General features: G+C 42.4%; 17 protein-coding genes. 3 read left to right on the forward strand and 14 right to left on the reverse strand.

Annotated elements, in window-relative coordinates; all coding sequences use genetic code 11:
• Nucleotides 1–24: 24 nt before the first annotated feature.
• The 9 genes from rodA to QZT69_RS08755 form a co-directional block, all read right to left on the reverse strand.
• Entirely contained in the window at nt 25–1,422 is a 1,398-nt protein-coding gene (gene rodA / locus QZT69_RS08715) for a rod shape-determining protein RodA (protein ID WP_294673143.1), read from the reverse strand.
• A gap of 199 nt (nt 1,423–1,621) precedes the next feature.
• Entirely contained in the window at nt 1,622–3,505 is a 1,884-nt protein-coding gene (locus QZT69_RS08720) for a penicillin-binding transpeptidase domain-containing protein (protein ID WP_294673145.1), read from the reverse strand.
• Nucleotides 3,502–4,020: a hypothetical protein gene (locus QZT69_RS08725; RefSeq protein WP_294673146.1), complete on the reverse strand. Its 519-nt coding sequence runs from the start codon at nt 4,018–4,020 to the stop codon at nt 3,502–3,504. Before QZT69_RS08725 ends, QZT69_RS08720 begins: the two co-directional genes overlap by 4 nt.
• Nucleotides 4,021–4,869, reverse strand: coding sequence for a rod shape-determining protein MreC (gene mreC / locus QZT69_RS08730; RefSeq protein ID WP_294673148.1), 849 nt, complete (start codon nt 4,867–4,869; stop codon nt 4,021–4,023).
• 66 nt (nt 4,870–4,935) lie between these two features.
• Nucleotides 4,936–5,673, reverse strand: a complete 738-nt coding sequence (locus tag QZT69_RS08735; protein WP_294673150.1) for an outer membrane beta-barrel protein — start codon at nt 5,671–5,673, stop codon at nt 4,936–4,938.
• Nucleotides 5,660–6,685 carry a UDP-glucose 4-epimerase GalE gene (gene galE, locus QZT69_RS08740; RefSeq protein ID WP_294673238.1) on the reverse strand — a complete coding sequence of 342 codons (1,026 nt, stop codon included), beginning with the start codon at nt 6,683–6,685 and terminating at the stop codon, nt 5,660–5,662. The genes QZT69_RS08735 and galE overlap by 14 nt, the downstream gene beginning before the upstream one ends.
• An 86-nt stretch (nt 6,686–6,771) precedes the next feature.
• Nucleotides 6,772–8,235, reverse strand: coding sequence for an oligosaccharide flippase family protein (locus QZT69_RS08745; RefSeq protein ID WP_294673152.1), 1,464 nt, complete (start codon nt 8,233–8,235; stop codon nt 6,772–6,774).
• Between the two features lie 9 nt (nt 8,236–8,244).
• Nucleotides 8,245–8,973 carry an FkbM family methyltransferase gene (locus QZT69_RS08750; protein ID WP_294673154.1) on the reverse strand — a complete coding sequence of 243 codons (729 nt, stop codon included), beginning with the start codon at nt 8,971–8,973 and terminating at the stop codon, nt 8,245–8,247.
• A 161-nt stretch (nt 8,974–9,134) separates the two neighbouring features.
• Nucleotides 9,135–9,773 (reverse strand): lipocalin family protein, encoded by a 639-nt coding sequence (locus QZT69_RS08755; protein ID WP_294673156.1) that lies wholly within the window; start codon nt 9,771–9,773, stop codon nt 9,135–9,137.
• Between the two features lie 187 nt (nt 9,774–9,960).
• On the opposite strand from QZT69_RS08755, the gene QZT69_RS08760 reads away from it, so the two are divergent.
• The 3 genes from QZT69_RS08760 to QZT69_RS08770 all read left to right on the forward strand — a co-directional run bounded on the left by QZT69_RS08760 (nt 9,961) and on the right by QZT69_RS08770 (nt 12,961).
• Entirely contained in the window at nt 9,961–10,809 is an 849-nt protein-coding gene (locus QZT69_RS08760) for a hypothetical protein (protein ID WP_294673158.1), read from the forward strand.
• Between the two features lie 89 nt (nt 10,810–10,898).
• On the forward strand, nt 10,899–12,023 hold the full coding sequence (locus QZT69_RS08765; protein WP_294673160.1) for a glycosyltransferase family 1 protein: 1,125 nt from the start codon (nt 10,899–10,901) through the stop codon (nt 12,021–12,023).
• Nucleotides 12,020–12,961 (forward strand): endo alpha-1,4 polygalactosaminidase, encoded by a 942-nt coding sequence (locus tag QZT69_RS08770; RefSeq protein ID WP_294673163.1) that lies wholly within the window; start codon nt 12,020–12,022, stop codon nt 12,959–12,961. The genes QZT69_RS08765 and QZT69_RS08770 overlap by 4 nt, the downstream gene beginning before the upstream one ends.
• Nucleotides 12,962–13,069: 108 nt before the next feature.
• Here QZT69_RS08770 and QZT69_RS08775 read toward each other — a convergent pair whose 3' ends face one another.
• The 5 genes from QZT69_RS08775 to rimP form a co-directional block, all read right to left on the reverse strand.
• Nucleotides 13,070–14,251, reverse strand: coding sequence for an acyltransferase (locus QZT69_RS08775; protein ID WP_294673165.1), 1,182 nt, complete (start codon nt 14,249–14,251; stop codon nt 13,070–13,072).
• 52 nt (nt 14,252–14,303) lie between these two features.
• On the reverse strand, nt 14,304–15,572 hold the full coding sequence (locus QZT69_RS08780; RefSeq protein WP_294673167.1) for an LETM1-related biofilm-associated protein: 1,269 nt from the start codon (nt 15,570–15,572) through the stop codon (nt 14,304–14,306).
• Nucleotides 15,573–15,717: 145 nt separating this feature from the next.
• Nucleotides 15,718–18,606 (reverse strand): translation initiation factor IF-2, encoded by a 2,889-nt coding sequence (gene infB, locus QZT69_RS08785; protein WP_294673169.1) that lies wholly within the window; start codon nt 18,604–18,606, stop codon nt 15,718–15,720.
• Nucleotides 18,607–18,853: 247 nt separating this feature from the next.
• Nucleotides 18,854–20,089, reverse strand: coding sequence for a transcription termination factor NusA (gene nusA / locus QZT69_RS08790; protein WP_294673171.1), 1,236 nt, complete (start codon nt 20,087–20,089; stop codon nt 18,854–18,856).
• 6 nt (nt 20,090–20,095) lie between these two features.
• Complete coding sequence (rimP, locus tag QZT69_RS08795) at nt 20,096–20,572, reverse strand: ribosome assembly cofactor RimP (protein WP_294673173.1); 477 nt, start codon at nt 20,570–20,572, stop codon at nt 20,096–20,098.
• Between the last annotated feature and the right edge of the window lie 111 nt (nt 20,573–20,683).

Raw genomic sequence — 20,683 nt, forward strand, 5'->3', positions numbered from 1 at the left:
GAACCCTTCTGTTTTGAAATTTCCTTAGAAAAGTACATCCCTGCGCTGACTGTCCAGCTTCAGAAGGATAAACAAAAGCATGGAGAAAGACATCAACGATGATCCTCCGTAACTAAAGAACGGAAGTGGAATTCCAATCACCGGTGCCAACCCGATATTCATCCCGATATTCACCGCGAAGTGATAGAAAACGATCATCGCCACGCAATAAGCATACACCCTGTTGAAAGTAGAACGTTGTCGTTCGGCAATAACAATGATCCGGAACAACATCCCCATAAACAGGAATACAATGACCAGGCTTCCCATGAAACCCCATTCTTCGGCAAGCGGACAAAAGATAAAATCCGTTTCGCTCTCGGGAACGTGGTTTGAACGCACACTTGCAACGCTTGCTTTTTTATACCCTTTTCCGAATAAACCTCCGGAACCTACAGCGGCCATTGCGCGATTTCGGTTGTAATCCTTTCCGTCATCGTCCTTGCGCAATCCTAAAACCAATTCGATCCGGTCTTTCTGGTGTTGTGCCAAACTTGAAAAAGAAAAGTTTACAGTAGTTGAAACGGCCACTGACAAAAGCCATCCGGTAATAATTACGAGAAGCACCCTTCTTTGTTCGCGTTTAGAAGAAACCCAGCGCAAGATCAAATACGCTACCAAAGCAATCACCGTAATTACCGTAATTACTCCGTAAAATCCCGGGATTAAAACTCCCTGCATAAACGTGAATTCGTACTTATTCCCACTCATTAAAAGTGTCACGATAGACAAAAACACCACGTAGAACAAAATCGGGATAAAGTGACTACCCACCCAGGTGTCTTTAAAACGAACTCCGGGAATCAGGTTCACCACTTTTAGGACCAGCGGATCGAAGGTAATTCCTTCGCGGTACATCACGAAAAAGAACGAAGTAAATACTACAAAAGTCCCTGCATCCGGTTGCAATAAAATCAGTATCATCGGGACCATCACGATAGCCAATGCAATAAACACCGTCTGCACGTTCTGGTTTTTCACATTTACGGTTGAGACATAACGCGATAAAGCAATGGCCGTACCGATCTTCATAAACTCGGCAGGCTGAATTCCCATAGAACCAATTCCCAACCATGCTCGCGCACCATTGATAGGCGGAGTGAACAATACAACAATCAGCAGGGAAAAACAAAACAGGTAGATCGGGACTGCAAATTTTCGATAGATATCCGAATCGATCAGGAATACGAGAAATCCGAGAAAAATAGAAATTCCCACCCACATAATCTGTTTCCCGTATTTTTGTGAAAAGTCGAAAATATTGGGATGGTCCGGATCATACGCCGCCGAATAAACGTTTGCAATTCCCATACCCAACATGATGATTACTATTGAAAGCAACCACCAGTCTACGTGCTGTGTCAGGGAATCTTCTCTTCTCATTTCTTTTCTTTACCGCTAATTCTGTTTTTCTAAACTAATCCTCTTTGTTGAACTGCACTACCACTTGTTGTTCTTCGCCTAAAGCAATTTATCATTGCTTTGCTGCGCCTCTGCTAAAGCTTCAGCGGCACGCAGATGGTGGAGCAAGGTCTGCGTAAGCATTCAGTCTTCACAAACTGCGTTTGCTCTTATCAAAAGCCTACGGCTTTTTCTTCTTGGGCCGTGCTTTCATATTCAACAAATTCGCATTCACGATCATCTGTTCTTTTGCCTTGTCTTTCACTTTGCGGTGAACGTACTTTTCCATCATCAGGCTGGCTGTCGGAGCAGCCCAAACACCTCCAAAACCGGCATTTTCGATGAATACAGCGATAGCGATCTTCGGATTTTCCATGGGAGCAAAAGCAATAAAAACCGAGTGGTCTTCTCCATGCGGGTTTTGTGCCGTTCCCGTTTTTCCGCAAACGATCATTCCTTCTACCTGGGCTTTTTTCGCAGTACCTCCCGGTTCGTAAACTGCTCTTCGCATTCCTTCAATGACCGGTTCGTAGTGAACTGCATCTACTTTTGTTCGATGGATTTTCTTAAACTGCGGAAGCGGACCTTTGTTTCCGATAGAACGAACAAAATGAGGGGTGTAATACCATCCGCGGTTTGCTATGATTGCTGCAATATTGGCCATCTGGAGCGGTGTTACTTTTACCTCTCCCTGTCCGATAGAAATGGAACGAATAGTAGAAAATGCCCACGTATTGTGTCCATACCATTTATCGTAATAAGCTGAATTGGGGATCAAACCGGAGCGCATTCCCGTAACATCTGTTTCAAACTCGCTTCCCAGTCCAAAGCTCATGATGTAATCATACCAAATATTCAACCCAATCTCTGCATCAGCAAAAATGGAACGTTTTTTACCCTGCTGGATAATCCGGCGCATGACGTAATAGAAATAAGGGTTACAGGAATTCTTAATTCCGTCAGGCAGGTTATTCGCATTCGGGTGATTGTGGCAGCCCACCATGGATTTGGTGCATGGAAACCCGGATTCCGGAGTGATTACTTTTTCCTGTAATCCGATCAATGACTGAAGCAGTTTGAAGATCGATCCCGGAGGATATTCCGCAGCCAATGGTCTTGGATATAACGGTTTTCCTTCATCCAATAATAACTTGGGATAATTTTTTCCGATATTTCTTCTTCCAACCAGGATATTCGGGTCAAAGCTCGGAGCAGAGACCAGCGCCAGGATTTCTCCCGTTTTCGGCTCAATTGCAACAATACAGCCGCGTTTGTTCTGCATCAGTTTTTCTCCGTAAACCTGCAGCTGAATATCCAGTCCAAGGTGTAAAGCCGGACCTTGTTCTGCAAGTGTATCATACTTTCCTCCCGCATACGATTCAATGGCATTGTTCAAAGCAGAAGTTACCACATATTTGATTCCTTTTTGTCCGCGCAGTTCTTTTTCATAATAGCGCTCAATTCCTGCTCTTCCGATCTGGTCACCCCGTCTGTAGAAAGCATCTTCCTCCAATTCTTCTTTTGTTACCTCGTTCAGATAACCAAAAATATTTGCCCCACCCGAATACGGGTAGCTTCTCATGGAGGTTAAATCTTCGTAGAAACCGGGAAATCTCTCCAAATGGGGAGCAATGCGTGTAATTTCATCGATCGTTAATTCCTTAATGAACGGATAGGCACGCTGAGGCTGATAATTATCCTGGTATTTGTTAATGTTCTTATTGAAGTACCTTCCTTCTCCTTTTTTGATCTGGTAGAAACGGTCTTTTACTTCCTGCTTCGTCCAGCCAACCAGTTTTGCGAAGGCTACCGTATCAAAATCGTGAATATCCTCCTCTTTCATCATCAGGTTGTAGTAACTTCTGTTCGTTACCACCTTCTTGTCATGCCGGTCAAAAACAATTCCGCGCGGAGGAGTGATTTCTTTTCGTTTCTCTGCAATTTCCTGCGCCCGCAATTTCCAGGAATCATCCACCACCTGCATGAAAAACAAGCGGATCAAATAAATGGCCCCGACCAGGATAAAAAACACCAGAATCACATATTTTCTTCCATCCAGATTCATCGTACAGCCTTTTTGTTAGAGACGAAAATAAATTGCACTAATAGACTTAATAAAAAGGAACTCGGTACACTTAATCCGATCTTGATCAGGATCCAGATGAATTCATTCAATTTGAAGGATTCGATCGTAAAGAACCAGATATGATGAATCAATAGCAAACTTCCATAAGCATAGAGGAACCAGCGTCCGCCCATGGAATAGACATTCACAGACTCGACACTTTCATAACCGTCTCTCGGTGAAAGCCACTTGAAGATAATCGGACGGAAAAAGGCCATAATTACCGCACTGGACGCGTGCAGTCCGAAGGTGTTTGAAAAGGAATCGATCACTAATCCGAAAGCGAAACTAAGAAGCATCAGAGGTACTGTTCCCATTTGAAAGGGGAGCATGAAAATGAACAAGGGATAAATCATCACATACAGACCCAATCCCGGCTCCAGGTTGTTCAATATCAATGCCTGGAACAGCGCAAATAATACGAAACGAATGCTATTTAAAACAAAACTATTCACTTACAACTCATCTTCTTCTTTATCCGGCGGAATTTTTCCTTCCAGTTCTCTTAATTCGTCCAGCATCACATTCTTGATCACGTAAACGTGTTGAATGGTACGGAAATCTTCTGCAATTCTAACCTGCAGGTCCCACAATGGTTTCCCTTCGATGGATTTGCGTTTGGTAATTACTCCGACCGGAATTCCTTTCGGGTAGATTCCCGAACCTCCGCGCGTAATAACCTTCGTGAATTTTTTGATTGAGATATCGTTGGAAATTCCTGAAATCTGGCAGATTTTCGGGTTTATCCCATCCCACTTCAACAATCCGAAAGCACCACCATCACGCATACTGACGTCCACATTGATATTTTTGGAAAGAATTGTTTTTACAACCGAATAGGATTCTCCTACCAGGTGAACAATTCCCACAACTCCCTTGGAAGAAATCACTCCCCATCCTTTCTGGATTCCGTGATTTTTTCCGATATCGATCGTCATATAATTATTCCTTTTATCATACGTATTGTTTATAACGGATGCCGCCATATACAAATACTGCTGCTGATAATTGGTGTCCTCGATCTGGATCAGTTCCCGGTCGATTTTATAATTGGAAAGTTTGAGCTTTTCTCTAAGACGGGCATTTTCCAACTCCAATTTCCGGTTTGTACCTTCGAGATTAAAATGTTTTGCGACCGAGTTTCGCATTTCAAACAGCCTCCCGTTTATTTGCGAAGCACTGGAAAAAACCTGCAGACGGGCAAACTCAGAATATCGGATATACGCAGAAAGTGCTGCAACTTGCAACAAAACAAAGACCAAAAAGATCTGAAATCGTTTGAAAAAAGCAATCAAATTGCGCATGCCACAAAATTAGTTAGATAAACGATTTTCCAACCCGTGAAATCAAATTTTATTTGACAATGTAAATTAAAAAATCGAAAGTGACACTCCAAAAGCTAATGCGTTGATTTTATCACTCTTACTGCTTCTAAATTGTGGTGCCAGAGTGTAGTCTGCAAACAAGGCCCAATTCCGGATTCCTATCCGCATGTGAACGCCGTAAACCAGTCGATTTACATCCGGCAATGTTCGATCTTTTACGGCATGTTTATCTTCAGGCCAGACCTTCTGGAAAGTTTGAAGCCGGTAGCCGATCGAACCTCCGATATGCATTTTGAAATGCTGCCATTTCAGGCTGCGGAAACGAAATTCGACCGGAATAGCAAGTATGTGGTTTCCGAAAGTGTTCTTGCGGTAATTCGAGTAACTTGAATCGGCATAATAGTGTGTAAACGAGTTGCTGCTATCTGCAAAGAACAACCCTTTCGGACCTGTCTTTTGGTATTTGTAAGCCAATCCTATTCCCAATGAAACGGTATTCCCGTTGGTAATCGGAATATCCCACATCGTATTGATATTGCAGCCAAATGATCTCCATGGGTTGGATTTGATACTTCCCGACCTCATCAGTTGATTGTAAGTCACGTCAATGATCAAACGGTCGTATTTTCTCAACTTACCGGGTTTGGCAGGTCTCCAGCCTGTATTGTACCAGAAAATTCCCGGCCGGTGCCCGGAAACTAAGGCAGAGTCCTTCCCCTGAGGCTGCGCCAGGCCTTGAAAAGAAATTAAAAGAAAAACGATTAATAGTTTAAGAAATCTCATTTTCCAGGCGATATTGTTCCCATTTCCAGGCATCTAAAATAGCATCTTCAATGGTTCTTTCCGTATTCCAGTTCAAAATTTTCTTTGCTTTCGATACATCTGCAAATAACGCATCGACATCTCCCGGTCTTCTTTCACCAAAACGGTAATTAAGCGGTTTCCCGGTTACTTTCTCGAACAACTTGACCAATTCAAGTACGGACGTTCCTGTTCCTGTTCCCAAATTGAAAACATCATACAATCCATCAAACTGATGTGACAATGCTTTCACATGCGCTTTTGCAACATCCGTTACGTGAATGTAATCGCGTACACAGGTTCCGTCGGGTGTTTTGTAATCCTTTCCAAAAATGGTGAGTTCCTTCCTGATTCCGGCTGCAGTTTGGGTGATGTACGGAAGCACGTTATTGGGCGATCCAAGCGGCATTTCACCCAGTTTCCCACTTTCGTGTGCTCCTATCGGATTGAAATAACGCAGAAAAACGGGTCTTAACTCGGTTTTCGAAGCAATATCTATGAGTATCTGTTCAGCCATCCATTTCGTCCACCCATAAGGTGAATTCGGTTTCCCGACCGGCATTGTTTCAGTTAAAGGCTCCAGGGCATTTTCTACTCCATAAACCGTGCAGGAAGAAGAAAAAACGATCTTATTTACCCGGAACTCTTCCATACAGCTCAACAAATGAATGAGCGAAATGAGGTTGTTATCGTAGTAATGAAGGGGCTTTTCAACCGATTCTGCCACTGCTTTGAATGCAGCAAAGTGAATAACGCCCGCAATTTGGTGCTTTTCAAATACAGAGCGAAGAAATGCTTTGTCACGCATATCTCCCTCGTAAAAAACACATTCCTTTCCACTGATTAAGTGAATCTGCTTAACAATGGATTTGCTCGAATTGGAACAATTGTCCAAAATAATCGGAGTATACCCCAATTCAAATAACTCTACAACGGTATGCGAACCGATAAAACCTGTTCCGCCGGTAACCAGGATTTCTTTATTTCCAATCATGTGATGTAAAGGTATGAAGAAAAAACATTCCGCCGCCGAAGAGAAAGTCTGAAGTCCTGCTGGCATTCATGCGGAAGAATAATTTTTTAATTTTCCTCAGTAGCCGGTTCTTCTTTGTTCCCTCCAAGCATTTTCAGCACCTGAACAAGGTCAATAATTTTGAGTCCGAAAACCAAAGCCATCCACAATAACCCGATTCCAAGAACATAATACAATTGGTTCCATTGGAATTTGATTTGCAGGAACATCACAATGATCAGGCAAGTGCTGAGGATCATCAGCTTCAACCAGGTATTTGATGCCAGGTGGTGTTTCATCCGGTAACGGACAACCAGGTACTGCAGTACCCCTAAGGTGGACTGTGCTACCAGAGACGCAATTGCTGCACCGACCGCACCAAAGAAAGGAACCAGAACAACGTTCAGGATCGACATGATAATCAGTGAAAGAAAAGCGATCTGGTTCATGGTGCGAAGTGATCCGTTGGCTGTTAAAAGCGTTCCGAAAACCACCGTGAAACACATTGGAATGAAGGTTATAGAATGGAAAATCCAGGCATTATAGGAATACCAGTTTGCGTCATCGTACAACTTATCAAACAAAAACTCCTTGATCCCGATAGTCAGTGTAATCATAAGAATTCCACCGGAAAACAGGATGTTCAGCGCACTGGTCATAATCCCGGTTGTGGAAGTATTGTCTTTCAGTACGCGTGAAAAAACCGGCAATAAAATACTTCCGAAAAGTACTGCAAACATCCAGCAGGCATCGAGCAATCGAAAACTTTCGGTGTAATAAGAAACCTGTTTGGTCCCGTTCGGGTGTAATTTTTCAATGAAAACAGCATCCAAACGGGAAGTAAGCATCATGATGATTACCAAAATGGCGTATGGATAGGACTGGCGGAAAATTGCCTTGAAAAAATCCGTATCCCATTGGATTCTAGGAAATGCAACGATCTTGAGGTAGAAAAAAGTAGCTACCAATAACGAAAACCCGGAAGAACCAACAAAAGCAGCAACGAACCATTTCAGGGAAACAGGCTCAACCAAAGTGGTGTAAATCAAAAGTCCTCCCAGAATAAAGTAGATCGAACGCTCAGAAACGGACAGCACTGCATCCAGTCCGAATTTCAACAATCCCCCCGTATACGCACGCACGTAATTTACCGTAATGATACTGATCTGGTGCATGATCAACGCGCCCAGAATCCACAGTCTTTCGACCGGAAAGCGAAGCATAAAGAATAAACAAGCAGTCCAAAGAACATAAATAAGCACCAGAATCAAACGGAATGTAAACAGACGGTTGCTGTATTTATGGATCATGTGCGGATGCTGCGCGATCATGCGTGTCATGAAATTGGTAATTCCCATATCCAGCAGCATGGAGAAGAGGAATGTAAAGTTGAGCATGGTTTGGAAGACTCCGTATGAGCTTGCCCCCAGTTCATTCTGCATTTTAATGTCGACCAGGAAAATCGTAGCGGGTTTAACCAGTAAATTCAATAACAGCGTAATGCCTAATCCTCTTAAAAACAGTTTTTGCATTAGCCGTGTTTATTCTGCGATGAAAATGAAGTTTTGCGTGTGATGTTTGGATGAATCAAACGGAACTATCTGGTTGTTCTCGCCCACAAAAATGGAATAACTGAACGATCTCAGGTACTCAAAACATTTCGACCTGTTCTCGTTGTCCCAAAGTTCAGCGTAAATGATCGGTTTATTGGATGTAATAATCCGGCTTGCACCTTTCAGTGCAAAATATTCAAAATTCTCGATATCGATTTTAATGGCCTGGACCGCCTGACCGTTCAAAACATTGTCCAATTTATCCAATTGCACGTCCACTTCTTTTCCTTCGTTCCATTCCGTAATGGTTTCATGCTTGATGTGGCTCAGGCCCTGCATAATCGTTTGACCGTTTACAGGAAGTACCATTTTTGCAGTTCCGGATTCATCACCCAGGGCGATTTCGTGGATTTTTGTTTTTTTCAGCTTGAATTTTGCGATAATACGCTTCAGAACACTCACATTTGCCGGCATGGGCTCAAAAGCATGGATCGTCGTATTGGGAAGGCTGTTTGCCAAATGAACAGTCATGATTCCCAGGTTCGCACCGATATCCAATACATCCCCTTTCCCATCTTTCAATAAAGACAGAAAGGTGAAAAAATCGTTTTCCTTTTTGTCTGAACGAAGCGTCCTGATTTTATACAGCGCAAAGACATACAGATAGGTGTGCAACCCCAACAATTTCTGCAAAATATATTTAACGCTGTTCTTCATTTCCACTAAGATGCCGCGAAGTTAGGAAAAGTTGGAAAGAAGGCGTCTGTTTATTCCGGAAATTTTGGATAAATGTGCCGTTTACCCTTATAAATGAAGCGAATGAGATACAAGCTGCTTTAGATTAAGTAGCAAAAACGCACCTTTCTCTAATTACTCATTCATTTTTTGCACTTCCGGGTATAAGATTTCCCCCCGAAAGAAATAGTTTCCTGTCCGGCCTCGAAAAAAAGGGTTGTTTCCTCCTGTTCCAAATAAAAAATGATGCGTTTGTTTTTGTCATCCAGGAATCCTTCTGCCCTTAACGGCATTTCTTCCGAATCCGCGGGAATCACTAATTGAAACTGGAAATTACTCTTCGGAACGATTTGAAGGTACTTTCCTCCCTCTCCGTCCCAATGCCCTACAAGTTTGTCTGTAAAATCATTAGCTGTAAGGGTCTCATAGACATCTGTAAAGGAGTCTCCCCAAATAGAATAGTTCAATACCAGCGAATCTGTTGTCTGTTTTTTGATTCGATAATCCGTTCTTTGCACTTTTCCGGTTCTTTTCGAGCGGATTTCCACGTATAAATAATCTCCTTTTGTCCACCATTTTTCTCCGGTAAAACCGTCGTAGTTCAATAACTTCAGTTCTCCGTTCTTTCGGAACTCGTAACCGTCATAACCGCCCATTTTATTGTCGACCAGCCAGACTTTGTAGCACAGGGAATCATCCGGGAACTTTTTGGGCAGGTTCGTTTGGGCATTTCCCCAACAGGTCAGTAGGAAACTAAAAATAAACAGGCAACGAGCTTTCATTAAAATCGGATTGGGAACTAAAAGTAGTATTCTATTCTCTGCAAGGTTATTCTTTAATTTATTTTAGCAAGCAGCGACAGATTAAAAAAATAAATTAACATTTTTTTAATCAAAAAAAGGTTATTTTTTAATCATTTATTGAATATATTTCGTATCTTCGTGTCCTAATTAATTTAATAAATCATTTATGAGAAAAATCACCTTAATCGGTGGAATTGCTATCATGGCAATGTCCCTAACATTCTTTTCTTCCTGCAAGAAAGAAGAAATCACTTCAAAAAAACCAGTTTCTCAATCCGGAAATCAAAATCCGGCAAAGCATGAGTACAAATTTTCATCTGTCGCTAAAATCCCGGGAGAAACTCCTGAAAATGGATTCTTGTCGTTAACAGTTTCTTCGGATGATGAAGCGTTCTTGAAGAAGTATGTTGCTAAGTTGGAGCAGACAAAAATCTTTATGGAAGAAGTAGCTTCAACGGTAGAAAATAATGAAAATGTCCACCCACTTTTTGACGAACAATCAAATGCCACGGTAGGATTAGTATTCGATTGGACAAATTTTAGTTTTAATAAAGAAAAAGGAAAATTATACGCCTTTCGTTTACTTAATAAAAGTCAAAGTAAATCACTGGTTTATTACAATAGTTTAAGCAATCAAAGTTCTTTTGATATTGGCGGACCAACAGTCCCTGGAACAGTAGCAGCTGTTAATGTCTACAGTACATATAATAATGCTTGTACTTGGTATTTCAACAATACCGTAAACGACTTTTATTCAAAAGGGCTGAATTATCATGACAACCTTGAACTTAGATGTTTTCAAGGAGGATTTTCAATCCTTTTTGGCCCGCCTCCTTCCGGATTTGGATACTTCACAATTAGTGGTATAACAACTTTCTACCGCCCAAGACTAAATTATTCAAGTCCAGAAATGCCTACAGGTTATACCGATGTAGATGCAATTAACAGCGGTTACGGTTATGTATCCCCTCTAGTTGAACCTGGAGCAAATTTAACATTCTACATCGCAGGATAATCATTCTATATTCTTATTTGAGGGCACTTCGGTGCCCTTTTTTGTTTCCAATAACTCGGATTTTCATATTAGTTCGTACCTTCGAATCCATGCGCATCGGAATCAATACCCGTTTCTTGCTTTCTTCCAAAATGGAAGGTTTTGGCTGGTACACGTATGAAGTGGTAAAACGCCTGGTGGAAAATCACCCGGAACACGAGTTTATTTTCTTTTTCGACAGGCCTTATGATCCGAAATTTGTCTTTGCTGAAAATGTTACTCCGGTGGTTTTGTTTCCGCCTGCGCGTCATCCGGTTTTATTTGTTTGGTGGTTCGAATATTCGATCAAAAAAGCATTGAAAAAATACGACATCGACCTGTTCTATTCTCCGGATGGATATTTGTCTCTAAAGTCTCCTGTTCCGCAGGTTGGCGTCATTCACGATCTGAATTTTGAACACCATCCGGAAGATATCCCGGCAAGCCCATTGAGGTATTTGCGCAAATACTTTCCGAAATTTGCGAAAAAAGCACGTCACATTCTCACTGTTTCCGATTATTCCAAACAGGATATTGTGAAGTCGTATGGAATTTCTACTTCCAAAATCACAGTAGCCTGGAATGGTGCTTCCGAAACATTTGTTCCTTTGAAAGCTGAAGAGATTGCAGAAATACGCACAGAAAAAACGAATGGAAGGCCCTACTTCATTTTTGTAGGCGCGATACATCCGCGGAAAAATGTGGGCCGCCTGATTGAAGCTTTCGGGAAATTTGCCCTGGTAAACCCGGATATCGACCTGATGATCGTAGGCGAAAGTTTGTGGGCAAACAAAGCTTCTTCCATTCCGGAAGTTTCCGAAGATCTGAAAAAACGCATTTTGTTTTCGGGCCACGTTTCCCTGGAAGCATTGAATAAACTCATGGGAGCAGCTTTTGCGCTGGCTTATATTCCTTACTTTGAAGGATTCGGAATTCCGTTGGTGGAAGCCATGCGCTGCGGAATTCCCATCATTTCCGGTAACCTGACTTGTCTTCCCGAAGTAGCCGGAGAAGCAGCGATCTATGTCAATCCTTTTGATACGGATGAAGTTTCGAAAGCAATGATTTACTTAGCGTCTGACGAACAAAAGCACGCTGAACTGTCCCAAAAAAGCCTGGAGCGTTCGGTTTTATTTTCGTGGGACTATACTGCCGAAACCACCTGGAACGTTATAGCAGATATACTTAGCTCATGAGAAAAGGGTGTTTGTTCCTGTTCATTGTTTTATCCGGATTATCCTGTAAAGAGCGGAAAACTGTGAAAGCCGGTGTGAAAATGCAGGATTTCATTATTTCGATCAGCAACTTTGCACGGGCACAGGACCCAGATTTTATACTCATCCCCCAAAACGGAGAAGAAATACTTTTCAACGATATTGATCCCGAAAAAGGACTAAGAAGCGATTTGATACAGGCAATAAACGGCTACGGCGTTGAAGAGTTATTCTACAACAACGGTTCCTATGCTCCGGATGATTATCGATTGGGAATGCTGCGGCAAGCCAGATCGTCGATTAAAGTAATGGTTGCAGATTATTTGGGTAACGATGCCGATGCTGCGAATGCTTTCCAGGCGGCAGATGTCGAGCAATTCATTGCATTTCCCCGTTACAACTCGAATTACGATTACAAATACATTCCTGCAACAGTATTCCACGAAAATGCAGATGATATCCACTCACTGGACCAGGCACAAAACTACCTGTACCTGATCAGTACCGAAAGCTATCCCGATAAAGCAAGTTTCCTAAGTGCGATCCAACAAACGAATTTCGATGTAGTAATTATCGATGCTTTCTTCGGAGACGAACTACTGACTTCCGCAGATGTCACGAGTTTGAAAACAAAACTGAATGGCGGAAAACGATTAGTCATTTCTTATATGAACATTGGTTCGGCTGAAAAGTACCGCTATTACTGGAAGAAGAATTGGGGCCTGCATCACCCGCTGTGGCTGAAAAAGAAATACGACGGCTACAAAGATGAGATCTGGGTGAAATTCTGGAAAGACGAATGGCAGGAAATTATTTACGGGAATGCTGATTCCTACACCAAAAAATTACTGAACGCCGGATTTGATGGTGCTTATTTAGATAATATCGAGGGGTTCTACTTCCTTTATCACAAAGATTAATCCTCCATTTTTTCACCGCAAAGAGTGAACACTTACGCCGTAGCTCTTGCCTTTGTGTAGCCACTCTGGCAAAGCAAGGTCAGCGAAGGAGCAAAGAGCGCAAAGGGGTTATCTATCAAACTTTGCGTCCCTCGCGTTCTTTGCGGTTAATTTAGCAAGTACCTTTTGTTTCTTTCGTTCGAAATAAGCCTCCAATGTCCGTTTTGAAAGTGCGCATACTCCAATGATCAATGGAATAGAAACTCCATAATAGAACAGTGTTTCCAGGAACATTCCGGAACCCGCAACGAAGCCTTTCAACAATTCAATGATTTGCGACAGGATCAACAAGTGGAACATGTAAATTCCGTAGGAAATTTCTCCCAGGTAAGAAAATATGCGGTTTTCGAGGGTAAATAAATTTTTGTCGACCACCGAAACTCCAATGATCAGATACAAGAACAAGGCATTCGGTACAATTGCCGAAGTAATCGGATGTTCAAAGAAGAACTGCCAGATATTGGAATGAATATTTGCTCCGAAAACAATGAAGACGAGGATTAAAGCATACACACCAATTTGTGCCGGAACACTATAAATCAAAGAAGCATTGATCTGTTTTCCGTAATTGAAAACCAGGTATGCTCCCAAGCCCCCGATTGCCATGGCTTCAAACTGGTGAATGCGGATCAGGTAACTCAAAACTCCAGGTAAAGTCCAATACGTATTGATCGAGATTAAAATTAGTTTGAAAGCAATTACTCCCAAAAGCAGTTTCAATACGTGTTTCTTTAACCATTTGAAAAGCGGTGCCCAGATAAGATAGAACACTTCTTCCACACCGATAGACCAAAGCGGTTCCAGTAAATTACTCCCGAAGAAATAATTCACCATTCCCGGAACAAAGAAGATGAAATAATACCAGGTCTCACCGATGGTATAAGGCATTTCGTAAGGAATATTGAACCATTCAATGAAATAAGGCTGAATAATTGCACCGATAATAACCATCAAAAAATACAAAGGCCAAATCCGGAAAACCCGTTTGAGGTAGAATTGTTTGATAGAAATATCCTTCTTTACTTCTCGTTCCTTTAACAGCAGGTATGTGATCAAAAAGCCACTCAATACAAAAAAGAAACTCACCGCATGCGCACCGTTTTGGAACAATCCGAAATCGCGCAGATGATTTTTCAGCTCATGATCTTTTCTTAAGGATTCCGCATGATGGAGCACGACCAAAAAAGCCGCAATAAAACGCAGCGTGTTTAAACCTTTGAAATGAGAAATTGCTTTATAGTTCCGGATCATTGAACGGCAAAATTAACCAGATAATTCAGACATCTTTTTGTTTGCGGGAAAATCACTCCTCCAGTTCGTTATCCTTGAATGCCGAAGGCACCAGGTTTGGAATAATCTTTAGAACGATGGGCAAAAGCAATGCTCCGCCAGGCAGCAGAAAAATTGCCAGTGCCGGCATAGACTTCGCTATATCCATAAACTGGGTTTTCACTTTCTCTTTTTCTTCCTTACTCAATTCCTCCGAAGCAGATTTACGGATCAGGTAAACTAATTCTTTACTCTGTTTGATCTCCTGAGCCAATTTATCTTTGTTTCTTCCCAGAATTTTGATCCAGCGCCTCGAAACACTGTCAAGCATGAGTTCCATGGAATTCGAATCGTTCAGGTACGAAACCTTTTGATTATTTTCCAGCAAAAATTGATCTGTACAATAGATTGCTTCGTCCAGGTCACGTTCAGAGCAGGACATCCATCTTTTTAGCGTGATAAGGGTTTCCAAACCTGTTTCACGTGAACTTTGGTTCATATGCATCGTAAGCACTGAAAGATCCAGCAGGTAGCGTTTGAAATTCCAGGAGTCAACCAGGTCACAGGTTAGTTCGTTCAGGGTAATTCCTTCCCGGAAGCGCAGTTTGGCCAATTCCTTTTCATCTGAATCCAGATCGGCAGAAAGCAGGAAGGTGTTGAAGAGATTTTTTTCATGCTCCTGAACCTCTCCGTCCGAATAGGCAGAAATGGAAATAATTCCCAGGGCTAAAAGAGCCAGTTTCTGGTAATCAAGGGTTTGTTTCCGTTTGTTTTTCAGGAAATCCTCAAATAAAATGACATCCAGATAAATGAATGAATTGTTGAAATAACTCATCCAAGACTTGGTGTTTGTCAAATTCTTAGGAACATCCGTTCGTTTTTCCAGGATGCGCTCAATTTTCTCCGATGCACTTTCCTTCAGAAAAAAGGTCAAAACAGATCCAAGGGATTGTACGCGGTGTTTTTTATAGAAGATATTCAGGTCATTCAAAAACTCATCCGCTTTCAGCTTTGTCCTTCCCTGGATATTGAGATGTGTAAATAACAACGATTCAAAAAGAAGCACCGTAAGTTGCTCATCGTGTGTCCATTTGGATGTATCCAGGTTTTTTCCAAACAATAATTTGGAAGGATAACCGAAGATAATTCCCGTTTGGGAAAGAGTATAATGATTGAATTCTGCACGTGTCAGATCTTCAGGTTTTTGCAGATCAATAGAAATTTCACCTGAGGCTATCAGTTGCAAGTATTTGGCAATCCATCCTTTAGAACCGGGAGCGATCATGGAAACAAAGTTAAGCATATTTGAATAGTGACTGCTAAAATTTTCAACGAGTATTGATTTGTCTTATCATTTCAATTTAACCTGCCCAGTTCTATCCAATTATCAAAACAAGTAGGGGCGGAAAATTTTCCGCCCCTACTTGTTTAATGTGTATCTGATTGAATTACAATTTTCTTGCAACTTCCACTTCTTCGTAAGCTTCAACCAAGTCACCGATTTTAATATCGTTGAACTTGTCAATGTTCAAACCACATTCGTAATTGTTCTTCACTTCTCTTACATCATCTTTGAAACGTTTCAATGATCCGAGAACTCCCGTATGAATTACGATTCCGTCACGGATAACACGAATCTTGGAAGTACGTTTGATAATTCCGTCCATTACATAACATCCTGCAATTGTACCCACTTTCGTGATCTCGAATGTTTCGCGGATTTCTGCTGTTCCGATAATTTTCTCTTCGATATCCGGAGACAACATTCCTTCCATCGCAGCTTTCAACTCATCTATCGCTTTGTAGATTACTGAGTACAAACGGATGTCAATTTGTTCCTGCTCAGCCAATTTACGTGCTGCAACTGATGGTCTTACCTGGAATCCGATCACGATTGCATCAGAAGCAGACGCTAAGTTCACATCAGCTTCGGTAATCGCACCAACTCCTTTGTGAACGATGTTTACCTGGATTTCTTCGGTTGAAAGTCTCAATAATGAATCGGACAATGCTTCGATGGAACCATCCACGTCACCTTTCACGATCAGGTTCAATTCCTTGAAATCTCCGATTGCCAAACGACGACCGATCTCATCCAGGGTAATGTGCTTGTTCGTACGAAGACCCTGCTCACGGTACAACTGCTCACGTTTCGTAGCAATTGATTTCGCTTCGCGCTCGTCATCCATTACGTGGAAAGTATCTCCGGCAGAAGGAGCTCCATTGATCCCCAATACGGATACCGGCTGCGCCGGACCAGCTTCTTTCAAAGCAATTCCATGCTCATCGTGCATTGCGCGGACACGACCGTAGTTTCGTCCTACCAATACTACATCTCCTACCTTCATTGTTCCGGCATGAACCAGCATGTTTGTCACATATCCTTTTCCTTTATCCAAAGAGGATTCGATCACGGTACCGACCGCATTCTTATTCGGATTTGCACGCAAATGCAGGATCTCTGCTTCCAACAATACTTTATCCAGCAACTCGTCGATGTTCAAATTCTGTTTTGCTGAAATTTCCTGGCACTGGTATTTTCCACCCCATTCTTCCACCAGGATATTCATGGCAGAAAGCTGTTCGCGGATTTTATCAGGGTTTGCACCCGGCTTATCAATTTTATTGATCGCGAATACCATTGGTACGTTGGCCGCCTGAGCGTGAGAGATTGCTTCTTTTGTTTGAGGCATCACGTCGTCGTCCGCAGCAACAATGATAATTGCAACGTCAGTTACCTGGGCACCACGAGCACGCATCGCCGTAAAGGCTTCGTGACCCGGTGTATCTAAGAATGTCATTTTACGACCATCTTTCAAAGTAACCGAATAAGCACCGATATGCTGAGTAATTCCTCCGGCTTCACCGGCTGTTACGTTTGCATTACGGATCTTATCCAATAAGGAAGTTTTACCGTGGTCAACGTGTCCCATTACCGTAATAATCGGTGGACGTTCGATCAGGTCTTCTTCTTTATCTTCCACTTCAGGAATTGCTTCCTGAACATCAGCAGAAACGAATTCTGTTTCGAATCCGAATTCTTCCGCTACGATCTGGATCGTTTCAGCATCCAATCGCTGGTTGATAGAAGCAAAGATTCCCAATGACATACAAGCCGAGATAACCTGTGTCGGGGAAACGTTCATCATCGATGCCAATTCTGACACGGTAACGAACTCCGTCAATTTCAAGATTTTTTCCTGAAGTTCTGCTTCCATCTGCTCCAGCTCACGACGTTGTGCACGATCATCACGTTTTGCACGACGGTTCTTGGATGCTTTCGATTTACCTCCCTGGGAAGATAAACGAGCCAATGTATCTTTAATTTCTTTCTGGATATCCTGTTCAGAAACTGCAGGCTTGTCGATAGGTCCTCCTTTTCGGAAGTTGTTTCCTCCGCGGTTGAAGTTTCCTCCACCCGGACGATTTCCACCCTGACCCTGGCCACCCGGACGGTTTCCACCTCCTTGTGTTCCCTGTCCAGCCTGCGGATTTGCTCCCGGGGTTTTAGCTACATCAACTTTCTTAATGCGCTTGCGTTTCTTACGGTCATCACCCGGACGAGAAGAACCAACGGATTTCGGTTTCTCAACAGGTAATTCAATTTTTCCAAGTACCGTAGGTCCGGACAATTTTTGTCTTTCTACACGGATTGTTTCTATTTCTTTCGGAGCTTCAGGTTCCGGTGCCGGAGTTTCCTTTGCTTGCACTTCTTCTTTTTCAGGTGCAGCCGGTGCAGCCGGAGGTTTCGGGTAATCGCTTTTATCGATCGGGCCGTCCTCTTTTTTGCGTTTGTCCGGTCTTGTTTTGGTGTTCAACTTATCCAGGTCGATCTTACCAATAACCTGAATACCACCATCAGCTGACGGAGCAGCCGGCTCTTCGGGAGCTTTTGGTTTCGGTTCTTCAGCTGGTTTCTCAACAGCAGGTTCAGGAGTTTCTGTTTTCTCCTCTGCTTTTGGAGTTTGTGCCATCGCTGAAGCTGTCGGCGACATGCGATCAACTTTCGGAGTAACAGCCGGTGCAGGTTTTGCTTGCTCTGTCGCGTTGTTATCAAAATGCTCCTCATCGTCATGAGACTTCGGTTCTTCTTTGATATCGCGCAAAGTAATTGTCTCGCGCTTCTCTCTTTTGACCGCCGTCATTTTGGATTGCTCCTTTAAATTTTGGTCAGCCGCAAATTGAGTGCGCAACATGTCATACTGCTCCGGATCCAACTTCGTATTTGGATTGGAGTCAATAGCCTGTCCCTTCGACGCCAAAAAGTCGACGATCGTAGAGATTCCTACATTCAATTCTCCTGCTGCTTTTCCTAAACGCTGTGTTTTACCAGACATATATTATTTGCTTCTTTTAATTAATGTTCAACCTTCCATCTGCCGTAGCTGATAGGGATTGAACCCATTTCGCTGTGTAAAGATAGTTAGTGTTAATCAGATTTAGGTGAAAATCGGTCAGGTATTTTTCTCCTGACCGGCTTTCAACCAATTTTATTATTTTAATATTGACGCTTCCATCACTAGAATTTGACTGTGTGCAACTGGGCTAATGTTTGTTGAATATCACCGGCTCAGCTGGTTCTTATCACTCAAATTCCGAGCGAAGGATACGCAATACTTCTTGTATTGTTTCTTCTTCCAAATCTGTACGCTGAACCAAATCTTCCACTGTCAATTCCAATACAGATTTCGCTGTATCACAACCAACCGCTTTCAATTCATCCAGGATCCAGCTGTCGATCTCATCTGCAAATTCTTCTAAGTCAACATCTTCGTTGTCAGACTCACCATCGCGGAACACGTCAATTTCGTACCCGGATAATCTTCCTGCCAAACGAATGTTGTATCCTCCCTTTCCGATTGCCAGAGAAACCTGGTCCGGCTTCAGGAATACACTTGCACGCTTTTCTTCTTCATCGATTTCGATGTTGGTAATTTTTGCCGGAGACAATGCACGCTGAATGAACAATTTCGGGTTGTTTGTGAAATTGATCACGTCAATGTTTTCATTGCGCAGCTCACGAACGATTCCGTGGATACGGGAACCTTTCATACCAACACATGCTCCAACCGGGTCAATACGGTCGTCGTAAGATTCTACTGCTACTTTTGCTCTTTCTCCCGGTTCACGAACGATACGCTTGATAGTGATCAATCCGTCGAATACCTCGGGAACTTCCAATTCGAATAAACGCTCCAGGAATTCAGGCGCGATACGTGAAAGGATAATTACCGGAGAACTGTTACGCATGTCCACTTTCGAAACAACTGCACGAATAGATTCACCTTTCTTGAAGTAGTCAGAAGGAATCTGCTCGGATTTCGGAAGGATCAACTCGTTGTTCTCATCATCCAATACCATGATCTCTTTCTTCCAAACCTGGTAAACTTCACCGGTGATAATCTCACCGATACGTTCTTTGTATTTCTTGTACAAATGATCTTTCTCCAGTTCAAGGATACGAGAAATCAAATTCTGACGAAGCGATAAAATGTTTCTGCGTCCGAAATCCGCAAAACGGAATTCTTCCGACACCTCTTCACCGATCTCGAAATCCGGCTCGATCTTGATAGCATCCGAATAAGCGATTTCCGTGTTTTGATCTTCGACCTCACCATCCGCAACAATTTCCTTGTTCACGAAAATCTGAACGTCTCCTTTATCAATGTTTACAATCACATCGATGTGCTCGTCTGTGTTGAATTTTTTCTTCAACATCGCACGAAATACGTCTTCTAACACGTGCTGCATCGTTTGTTTGTCGATGCTTTTGAGTTCTTTGAACTCGGAAAACGATTCTACTAATTCCAAGCTGTTCATAGCTTCTTATTTAAATGAAATAACAATTTTTGCTTCGTTTATATCTGAAAAAGCGATCTTGTTCTCGATCACCACCAGTTCCTTTTTCTTTTTGCCTTCAACTGCCTGTTTTTCTTCACGCTTCAGCACAATTCCGGCTTCATCTACAGCAATCAGTGTTCCCGTTGTTTTTTCTTTTGACTTCAATTTCACATCCAGGTCACGCCCGATGTTTTTCACATACTGTGCATGAACCCGCAAAGGCTTATCCAATCCGGCAGAGGAAACATGCAGCTCAAAATCCGCATCTTCACGGTCCAGGTTGTGCTCAATGTTTCTTGAAACCGACATACAGTCTTCGATCGAAACATTTCCTTCTGTCTTATCCAACTCCAGGCGTATCACATTGGAAGCACTGATCGTAAGTTCCACGATAAACAAGCGTTCGTCGCGGTCTTTGATGCGTTCTTCTGCTAATTGCCTTACTGTTTGTTTTGAAATCATACGAGATAAAAAGAGGGGACTTGCGTCCCCTCATTCGGTCTAATTACTAAAATGTGATGCAAATATACGCATTTTTTATTGATTTCCAAGAGTTAGGCATGAAATTGTTCC

The organism is uncultured Fluviicola sp. (genome assembly GCF_902168135.1).
GTDB lineage: Bacteria > Bacteroidota > Bacteroidia > Flavobacteriales_D > Crocinitomicaceae > Fluviicola.